Raw genomic sequence first — 10,151 nt, 5'->3', positions numbered from 1 at the left:
ATTTACATTTAAGGGATATATAATTAATAAAAATTTACCCTTGACAAATGAAAATATTTTTTATGCAATGCTAGTGATTTTTAGTAGTATATTTGTATAAATGAGTTTCCAATAAGGATTTAGATTTATTTTTATCATCAACTAGCCAATTTAAATCATACAAGTTACTAGTATCATCTTTAATTTCTTTTTCTAGTTTCTTGAAAGTTTTTTCTCTAATATCTCGTTGCGTATTACGATTGCTATATTTCTTCTCTTCACTTTTACTTAAGCTTCTATACTCAAAATAAATATTCAATACCTTATCTTCTTCATCATAATCAAAATAATCTTTTTCTTTCAAAACAAAATATCTATCTTCATCAGATTTATTATTATTCTTATCCTCTTGGGCCTCTTTAATTTCAAAATTAACTTTAATACCGTTCTTATCAAAGGAATAGTTACTAAATTCTTCATTAGTCTTCACATAATATTGATCGTTATTGGCCCAATGCAGATAAACTTCTTCACCATTGTAAGGTATAGCATATTTTTCTTCTTTAGAATATCTACGTTTAGATAAAAAGTCTCCGTTATCATAATAGCGCTTAAAAAATCTATAAATTTCATTATAAATATTTGCTTCTATATGTTTTGAAGAATTAAGTTGATTAATTTTTTTCTTAATTTCTTTATATTTAGCAGTTTCTTTATAATCAACCCCCAATTCTTTTGCTTCTTGTTTTACTTTTTCTAGCTCCTGATTTAATCTTTCTTCATCATGCTTTTCCAGTTTTGACAATTCGCCATCAATATGATTAACTAAATCTTTTTCAATAAATTTTTCAATCTCTTCTCTCTTTTGATTCATAATTCTATAAATTCCAAAATCTAAATCAGCTTTATCAGATCTAAATAGCTCTTTAAGTAATTTTTTTAATTTCTCTTTATCTGTCATTGAATACCTGCCTCCTATTTTAAATCTAATCATCCTATAATTATCATAATCTCTAAATAGTTAATAAGGTTAAAAAATAGTTTATGCTTTTTAGCAAGCTATTTTCAATTTTATCAAAACTATATTACTACTTATAATTTTCCTAGTGTATAAAGAAAGTTCAAAATTAGTTCAATTTATTATTGCAATTTAGGAAAAATATTAAAATCAACTTATGAACTAAATTTATAAGCTAATTACCTTGACGAAAATTCAGCATTTTTAAATAACTAAGTCTACATAATTTCTACTTTTAATTTCTCTCTTTTATTTTATTAACAATTTCTTGATCAGAAGCAATAATCTCAATATTTTCTTTTATTTTCTCCTGCATAATTTCTTCAATTTCTTCTTCAGATAAATAAACTAATTCTTTCCCATTAAATTCAGGCAAATCAATTAAAATGCTTACTCCAAGCCTAGCTTCTTCATTTTCTATTGCTAAAGCCCATTCAACATCTTTGGTTACTGCTGGAGCAAAAGAAAATAATTCACTCTCAAATGCTTTCTTAGCTAAAGTTTCTCTATCTTTTTGCATTGATACTCAATCCCTTCTGTATTATTAAAAAGTTAACAAACCTTTAATTTTATATATTATCCATTTCCTTACTATTTTTTTGTTGGTTCCTACAATATTCCTCTGCTTTCTTAGCTAATTTTTTTCTCTCCTGCTCTAAGTTATATTTAAAATAATTTCTTAATTTATCATTATCCTCTTTAATCTGTTTTTTTAAATGCTTGTTTTCTTATCTTAATTCCTTGACGTCATCATTTTTTCTGTTATCTAATATTTGTTTATTCATCAATCTAACTTTCACTTTGATTTAGTTAATGTTACAGCTTACTTCAAATAATTCTATTTTATCAACAGTGATATCCTTTTTATTTCTGATTTTTAATCTGCTATAGATTTATAGTAAATACTAGGTGATATCTACTATCAGTGATATTACTGGATAGACTATAATAAATTATGCACTTCTTAACGTAGTGTCTAACAAACAGAGGACAGGTCTCATATCCTTTAAGTCTTTTCGTTATTAATTTCTTTAAAATAAAATATTATCCTTTATTTAACAACAAAAAAGTTAATATTTCATAGTTAAAAAACTGTGACGCCCCCAATTGATGTTAGGCAAAACTTTATTTGAATTCTAAATACTTTAGTTTGATTAATACTAACACATATTTTTTCAAATTCATTTTATAAATAGAAGTTTTCAATAGTTTTATCCATAATATCTTGGTTAATCCCAATATAGTCTAAAGTAATACTTGGAGCAGAATGATTAAAAAGATCTTGAAGCAAAGCAACATCTTTATGTAATTTATAATGATGATAACCAAAAGTTTTTCGAAGCGAATGTGTTCCTATTTTTTTAAGTCCTACTTTATCAGCACCTTTCTTTAATACTCTGTAAGCTTGAACTCTAGATATAGGTTTATTATCACCTTTCTGACTCTGAAATAAGTATTCCCAGTCATTCATATTTTTAATATATTTATCTAAATCACTTTTCAATTTAGAATTAATTAAAAAAGTTTTAGTCTTACCTGTCTTTTGTTCTTTAATTTCAATATGAGTTTCATTTCTAACATCCTCCACTTTTAATTCTAAAATATCTCCTATCCTTAAACCAGTATTAATTCCGATTACAAAGAGCATATAGTTTCTGTAGCTCTGTTTTAAAAGCTCAGTCTTCATCTCTTCAATCTTATCTTTATCTCTAATAGGTTCTACTTTCTTCATACTTTAAACCTCCTTACTTATACATTATAATACATTTTAAGTAATGATTCAATACATTATGTTACATTCGCTGGTAAATAAAAAAAGATAAAACTCCTATAATCCCTATTGTAATAAGGTTTTAAGCCACCTTGCTTAAATGTAACTCAATCTGTATTGAGTTACATTTATTCATGTTGGCATTTTGGATTTTAGGACAACAACATTGATCATCTTACTTAACTTATTTATATTCCTAATCAAAAATAGTATACAAAAGCATTATTACTAATATGTTTTATAAGCTTATAAGTACTTTTTGAGCTGTAGGTTTTTGATTATTCCAATGATATTCAATCAGATTTGTTAGACCTTCTTTTTTACTGCAATCCACCTCAGGTTATTAATTTAGTGGATAAAGTGGATAAAATGCCTTATGATTTATAGTGACCATCTTAGACTAAGCTTTCCAATATGACATAATTTACTTTTGTTTTTTATCCCTTAAATGTTGTTTTGACCTTTAAGTTATATAGAAGTTTTAGTTAAAAGGATCAAATCTACTCATCAGCTGTAAAAGTTAGTTAATTATAATAATACATCCCACATTTATCTATGATGATTTTAATGATGATTGATTGTAAGAATTAAAAGTTCACTTATAAGAAAACAAAGTACTAAAATAAAAATTCTACTTATTAAAATTCTTTTGCTTTACAGTAGGCATTTTATCCACTATATACATTCAAATATACTTATGAGTTTAAGAGTAATTAAAAAGCCCTTTAATTACTTATTCTGATGTTTTTTAGATACAATGACAACCCTAAAAAATAGTAAAACATACGTTGGTTTATTAAAATCTTTTATATTTAGGATTTACCACTATTTTGGGACTTGGTGGTCGTCCTTTACCTTGATTAGATTCTTTTATTAATTTGATATAATTTAAGTTTGTCAATAAATCTAATGGTCTATTTAAAGCATCGGGATCTGTTATTTCCTTTTTCTTCCTTGTGAGTTTATAGAGTATTGATTTATCTAGTCGCTCTTTGCCAAATCTATCTATCAAATCTCCTGATGATTCCATTGCTTTACCTTTGGTAATTTTATCTAGTATATATTTAGCTAAATCATAGTCTTCAGCTTTGTCTAACAAATCAAAAGTTTTTAATGTGTGATTAATCAGTCGCCTACCCAATTTAACAGCAGATAGTGCTATTTTTTCATCAATAAGTTTACTCCAATTTAGATTTGATTCATTAAATTGGATTTGATTAGCTAAGTGCATTAAGCCTGACACTCTTATTATATTACCGATAAGTTTATTTGCCCAGTCTCTTATAGCACACAACCTACCGCCTTCCCTCAATTCAGTTTCTACTTCCTTGCTATAATCGTTTAATATTTGCTTTGCATCATCGTCAAATGTAATTATATGTGGTATCCAATCCCCATTCTTTTTTTCTTTGGGTTTACTATTTAATAAGATTTTAATAGCTTTTTTATAACGCTCATTTATTGTTTCGTACAAATTTGGAGTGTCAAATATTGGGTCTCTCTTGCCAACCCAACTGTTAGGATAACAAAATAAAAATCGCCCCAGTAAACCCTCTCGCCTAAATATATCCTTATTTAAATTATTAATAACACTAGGTTGCACTGTAATACCAATGGTAAGAGCCGGATTGTCTATTCTCACCTCTGACCGAGTCACTCGGTTTACATTTATACTCTCGTCTCCTGTCCAAGATTTCTTGAGATTATTAAGATTGATGTTACCGCTGTAAAGCCCTGAAGCGTGCCGAAAAACAATACCTTCTGGACTTAGTAGCGCTAATCTACCATAATTTTTCTTCATGGCAATAGCTAGGGCCTCTGTGGTTATATCGTCAGTGTACAAAGTTGGTATATTTATTGCGTTGATCTCATTTTTTTGCTGTTGCAACTTCTTCATTTCATCAAGTAATTTCTCTCTTTTATTTTCGTCATTTTCATTAATCGCTTGATTTTTAAGCTTTTTAAACCTTTCTTTTACTATTTCTTTTTTGATTTTTGATTCATCAGCTTCAAGCTTAAATTTATCTCTTAATTTTTTTTCGTACTGCTTTATCGGCTGGATCATTTTATTAAATACTGGGCTTTTACGATTGCCAGTCGGCATGACTGAACAAGTCCAAATATTAAGCGGTTCTCTCCAGCCCTGTTTGACCTTGATTACTGCTTTTTTGCTCAAAGCTGTACTTAAAACTGACAACGACAACATGATTGACAGACCAACAGGTGTTTGCGTAGCTTCAGCTAAATTATCAGTAAAATCTCGCAACCAATTTGGCAATATAGATGAGTCTAGGTTATTTATATCTTTATTGTATTTTTTAAGGTCGAGCGGATGTGGATCGGGCCAATGAGACTTTTCAGATCCAAACTTTTCCATATTATTTTTCACAAATCACGTTTAACAGGTAACTACTAACTCCTGTTAAACTCTCACCTCCTTAATTTATTATATACTTTGATCTTTTAACAAATATTTAGTTTATTTAACATATCATCCTAAAATAAACTTCAACTCGACAAATAATTTAGTATCACCTCCAGTATATTTTTAAGTGCTGTCAATAAAACACCTATCGATATTTAAGTCTATTTAATACTTCCAACTCCTTTATCTAAAATCCTTCCTAATTTCTTATTTAATTAGTAAAAACTCTATTTAATTGTTATTTTTTGCATTATATCCGTTGGTTTGTCAAGTCACAAGCTTAAGTCTTGGTAAAATTTATAAATTATATGTATCAATTTCAAGGATAAGATAAAATATAACAAAAATCGACTTTTGCTTATCTTATTAAAGTTAAAATATAAAAAGATTACTAAACTTAAATTACTAGAAGATTAGTAATTTCAAATAATACTAAAAACAATAATATTTCTTTAATCAGAAAAGTATTCTATCAAAAACCTGTCTAGTATAATAAGAAAAGGTCTTGCCTTACCTTATAACCAAAAATTAGGCTTTTTAACTAAACCATAGAATAACTTGTATATCCCAACTTAAAACTAGAGATATACTATTTAATGTTCTTTTATGATACTACCCCATCTTCTTCCCTACTCCCCGCTGAAGACTTGGAATAACGTGTAAACATTAAATGTTCCAGAAATATTCGAACGGCCAAGTCTTTCCTAAACTGCCCTCGAGCCTTTGAATCTATGCCTGTTGTAAGTAATAAAAAAGCAGTATCAAAACAACCTATCATCAATTTCAGTTCAATAATATCGTTAAGTAAATTTTCATTCCTATACTTATAAAGATTTTTTATTTAAACTTGGATTCAGAAAGCAACTTATTTAGAGTATTATTAATCAAATATTGATTAAAGTTGCTTCTAAAACCAACTAAACCAAAGTTTTAAATTTATTTGCCGAATTGAGGACGAATATTATGATTTATAATTTGCTAAGTTATTTTATCTGTATCAATGCCATTTTATCCAACATCAATAGGGGGCGTCACAGGCACACAAAGATTATGGAAATTGCCCAAAACACTGATTTAATTAAGCGACAAAGAAAGTTTTCGCCTGATACAATTCTTAAAATCTTTACCTTTGGATTATTAAATAATGCTGACCCTTCTTTAAAAGAATAATAGAACATAGAATCCCAGTACCTGATTACCAAAATTCAGCTTAAATTAGCGCGTATGAGTCCATTATTAAAACTTAAGTGCTTATTGTAGCTTAAAAATCAAAAAATAGAATTCTAAATTTTCTACTTATATTATGCATTATATATGTCAATATGTCAATTAAATTATTTTTTTTTAAAAAAATACTTGAAATATTTCATTTTGAATGTTATAATGTTTTTAAAAATAAAAAACTAAATTAATCTGCAGCCATATAATAAGATGTAGAATTAATTCTTAGAATTTAGGTTTGGACAGATAAATTAGCGGGTGGTTTTTATTTTTGAAAATTAAGTTATAAAAAGTAGTTCTTTTCAACAAGCATTAAAATGACTGGCTTGAAAAGGAGTTGATTTAATTGGAAATAGAAATTGTAAAACAATATGAAGAACAAAGAAAATCAATCGGCGGCTCTAATCTAATACATCAATTATCAGACGGAACTTTAGTAATAGAAAGATTTGTAGACAAAAAATTTAAATTAGAAAGCGGAATGGAATATATGGAAATAATAGAAGAAATTCCGGAAGGATATAAAGAATCTGAAAATATAATAAGGTTTGGAAACCCAGAAAGAAATATAAAATATTTGCTGGCAAGAAATAAAGGAGAGATCAGAAAGACCATAAAACACTACTATACATCAAACCGGGAAGGCGAATACTTTGAGGCGCATTTTGACAATGGAGACATATTAAGACTCGAAAAAAAAGCTGATATTTTTATTAAAAATGGTGAAACTCCTAGCTCCGAAGTGTTATATGTAATGCTAAAATATGGCAGAGGAAAAGAAATGGAAAAACCAACATCCATTAATGCTGATAAATATATCGGTAATCCATACGCGTAAACTTAGCCCAAACTTTATAACTTAGAATATTAAATTTGAATTTTCAATTCAATTGTAAAAAAGTTTGGGTAAGAGGCGGAGTTTATCCGCCGCCTCTCACACCACCCGTACCATTCGGTAAATGGTATTAGCTTCAAACTATTGACGGTGCTCTGAAGATATAGCTATAGCTCCAGTTTAGCTCAAAATCCATTACACTTGTTTAAGAATTAAAATTATCTTAAAATCCCGATAAACCTTGAAAACTATCGAAGCTAAATTTTTAAACTCCTTTTAATAATCCAGTAATTTAATTTATCCTCTCTTTTAGCTGACGAGAAACTTTCCGCTTTTTTAATTTCAATTCTGTTCTTTTCTCTTTAAAAGCATCAACAGTAGATTGAATAATATTTTTCTTAGCATTATCGGAGATATCCATAAGCTTCATTCTATATTCTACCTTCTTTATATTTCTATCTATTTCTTTAATATTTTTAGTCAGCTCACTAACCTTCATTCTTCTGTTTTGAGCACATTTATTATTCAATTCCTCCAAAGCATTATTATATTTTCTTTTACATTCTTCAATTTCCGCTTCACGCAAAGCATATAATAAACCATCAATTAAATCATCAAGCACTATTAACCCTCCTGTTCAACTATAGTAGTAATCCATTTATGTAAGTTTTCTGCGTAAGCTTGCTTAGCACTATCAGGAACATTAGCACTCATTAATAGTTCATTAGCTTTATCGAGAGTTTTAACTATAATTTCACCTTGGGTCTTGATCTTATCTCTTTCAGCACCTAACTTTTTAACATAAGCTTCAGCTTCACTTAATATCTTCTTTCCTTCAGCCTGAATTAACCTTACCTGTTTATCAGTTTCCGCATTTATTCTAGCTATATCATTTATTGTATCTATAACATCAGGCATCTTGTTTATTATTTCTTCACCAGCTCTATTTATCAAATCTTGCCTTGCTTTCTTATCAGGGCTAGAAAAATCATTATCAACAATTTCTAATTTATCATCCTCTACGATATTTGACTTTTTATCCTTCAATTACTAAACCTCCTTCTCTATTAAAACTCCTAACTTTAATAAGTGCCCCTTGTTTAATCTCTACTCTCTTTAAATGCTTATCCAATTCCTCACTACTAAATTTACCTTGCTCTTGTTGTTGTTTAATAATTTCTTTGAGGTCACTAGTTGTATAATCAATTGTTTCCTTTACCAATTTTTTAGTTTCTTTAATTGATTTAGAGATTTCTTCTTCAAATTGCAGCTTTAATTTGCTAGCCCATTCATCTATTGCTTCTTTAGTCTTTGTCTTTAACTTCGTTTTCCAGGTAGCTACCTTCCATAAATATACTAGAGCTTCCACTAGGATAACTATCCCGGTTTGAATACCTTTAGCACTGGTGGCGCCTATTTTACTCAAGAACTTTTTAAGTCCATTATGAGTAGCTAAAGAAAACTTCTTGTTAAATAAATTTCCAACATTCTTTAAAGTCTTACTGGCAAAATTAGCAACACCTGCTCCTGCTCCACCTTGTCCACCAAATTTAGCGAAGAAAGTAAAGGCTACAGAGTTAATCCCTTTTGTTGCACTCTTTTTCATCATATTTTCCACAAAAATGTTTCTCTCAAGTATAACATCTTTTACTTGGGTTTCAAAGTTACCGATAGCGGTATTAACCATATCACTTATTTCTCTATTCAACTGCTCTAACTCTTTAAATACTATCTTACCTACTTTCTTACTTAATTTATTGGCTTCCTGTGGTAAAAGATGATTAGTCAAATAAGAAGAACATTCACTAGCTTTGCTCCAACGACTAGCTCTCTCGATTTCTGCTTTAGAATTAGCAAAAATCTCATTCTCTGCCTTTGTCAATTCATCATAACACTTACTTAGTATCTCCTTCTTTTTTCTGCCAACTAACTCATATATCCTTCTTTTTTCTTCCATTAAGCTTTCGATTTCTTCTTTAAGCTGCTCTATCTTCTCGTTATTACTTTGCTCAATCTTTTTGTAATAAAAAATATAATCCTTTAACTTATCCAATAAAGACTTTAATACCCTACTTACATTATTAATTAACTCCTGATTTCTTTCAGGCTTATTAGTCTCTTTTGCTAGGTATTTCCATAATTCAGTCGTATCCGGCAAACTAATATTTTCACGTCTATCTTCTGAAACATAAAAAGTCGTAATTTCCTGATTGATAATTTCAGCCACATCTTTTTTAATCTCTTTAATTCTTCGATCTTCATTATCAATTTCTGGAGGTATTCTATTAACCACTAATACCATTGGCGGTAACTGATCTGCAAAAATTTCATAAAGTAGTTCTAAGAACTCCCTATCAGCCTGAACTAAGCCTGCTCTATATAAAACCGTAAAGACTAGAAAGTCTGATTCAGGTATAAAACTATCTAATACTTCGGAATGTTCATCATAAATTGAATCATAACCCGGAGTATCAAATAAACGAGCTTTTAAATTATAGTTAAAGTCTGGAACTTCCATCTGTAATCTTCCTTTAAAACTTTCCGGCGAGTGAGTAATCTTGTTAAACTCATCCTCACATATCTCTATCCGTTCTAATTCATCACTAATCTGATAATAATTAAGCTTATCATCATTAGAGTTAAAAACTTCTGTAACTGTAGCTGTAGTCGGTGCAGCATTTTGGGCTAAGACTTCTTTTCCCAATAGACTATTGATTAAAGTTGTCTTGCCCGAACTTGTCCTTCCTACAACTGATAGATAAAGCTGAGGGTTTCTTAACTTCTCCAATAAAATATCAAACATATCAAGGTTACTATCCGCTCCAATTTCTTTTGCTATCTCTTTACTATCAACTATTATTTTTTTTAACTCTGCAACACTTTTTTTAAAAGCAAACACTAT

The 10,151-nt window shown here is 28.9% G+C and carries 8 protein-coding genes; 1 reads left to right on the top strand and 7 read right to left on the bottom strand.

What is annotated here, in order from left to right; genetic code table 11:
• Window positions 1–70: 70 nt before the first annotated feature.
• The 4 genes from MWH30_RS09315 to MWH30_RS09300 form a co-directional block, all read right to left on the bottom strand.
• Window positions 71–940, bottom strand: a complete 870-nt coding sequence (locus tag MWH30_RS09315) for a hypothetical protein (protein WP_248663808.1) — start codon at window positions 938–940, stop codon at window positions 71–73.
• A gap of 292 nt (window positions 941–1,232) precedes the next feature.
• A complete protein-coding gene (locus tag MWH30_RS09310) occupies window positions 1,233–1,517 on the bottom strand; it encodes a hypothetical protein (protein WP_248663807.1) in 285 nt (94 codons plus the stop codon).
• A 666-nt stretch (window positions 1,518–2,183) separates the two neighbouring features.
• Window positions 2,184–2,729, bottom strand: coding sequence for a site-specific integrase (locus MWH30_RS09305; protein WP_248663806.1), 546 nt, complete (start codon window positions 2,727–2,729; stop codon window positions 2,184–2,186).
• A gap of 835 nt (window positions 2,730–3,564) precedes the next feature.
• Complete coding sequence (locus MWH30_RS09300; RefSeq protein ID WP_248663805.1) at window positions 3,565–5,145, bottom strand: YfjI family protein; 1,581 nt, start codon at window positions 5,143–5,145, stop codon at window positions 3,565–3,567.
• Window positions 5,146–6,760: 1,615 nt separating this feature from the next.
• Between MWH30_RS09300 and MWH30_RS09295 the strand changes: the two genes are divergently transcribed.
• The gene (locus tag MWH30_RS09295) at window positions 6,761–7,252 is read left to right on the top strand and encodes a hypothetical protein (protein ID WP_248663804.1); all 492 of its coding nucleotides are present in this window, start codon (window positions 6,761–6,763) and stop codon (window positions 7,250–7,252) included.
• A gap of 289 nt (window positions 7,253–7,541) precedes the next feature.
• Here the strand turns inward: MWH30_RS09295 and MWH30_RS09290 are convergent, their stop codons facing one another.
• The 3 genes from MWH30_RS09290 to MWH30_RS09280 are packed head-to-tail and all read right to left on the bottom strand — an operon-like array spanning window position 7,542 to window position 10,148.
• A complete protein-coding gene (locus MWH30_RS09290; RefSeq protein ID WP_248663803.1) occupies window positions 7,542–7,871 on the bottom strand; it encodes a hypothetical protein in 330 nt (109 codons plus the stop codon).
• Window positions 7,872–7,873: 2 nt separating this feature from the next.
• Entirely contained in the window at window positions 7,874–8,296 is a 423-nt protein-coding gene (locus MWH30_RS09285; protein WP_248663802.1) for a hypothetical protein, read from the bottom strand.
• Entirely contained in the window at window positions 8,286–10,148 is a 1,863-nt protein-coding gene (locus tag MWH30_RS09280; RefSeq protein ID WP_248663801.1) for a dynamin family protein, read from the bottom strand. Before MWH30_RS09280 ends, MWH30_RS09285 begins: the two co-directional genes overlap by 11 nt.
• Window positions 10,149–10,151: the final 3 nt, after the last annotated feature.

This window comes from Fuchsiella alkaliacetigena, assembly GCF_023227765.1.
GTDB classification, from domain to species: domain Bacteria; phylum Bacillota; class Halanaerobiia; order Halobacteroidales; family Acetohalobiaceae; genus Fuchsiella; species Fuchsiella alkaliacetigena.
The sequence above is the reverse complement of the archived record's forward strand: the minus strand, read 5'-3'. Positions and strand labels throughout refer to the sequence as shown.

Coding starts and splice junctions, on each gene's coding strand:
- MWH30_RS09315 (WP_248663808.1), bottom strand. CDS start 940: ATGACAGATAAAGAGAAATTAAAAAAATTACTTAAAGAGCTATTTAGA.
- MWH30_RS09310 (WP_248663807.1), bottom strand. CDS start 1,517: ATGCAAAAAGATAGAGAAACTTTAGCTAAGAAAGCATTTGAGAGTGAA.
- MWH30_RS09305 (WP_248663806.1), bottom strand. CDS start 2,729: ATGAAGAAAGTAGAACCTATTAGAGATAAAGATAAGATTGAAGAGATG.
- MWH30_RS09300 (WP_248663805.1), bottom strand. CDS start 5,145: ATGGAAAAGTTTGGATCTGAAAAGTCTCATTGGCCCGATCCACATCCG.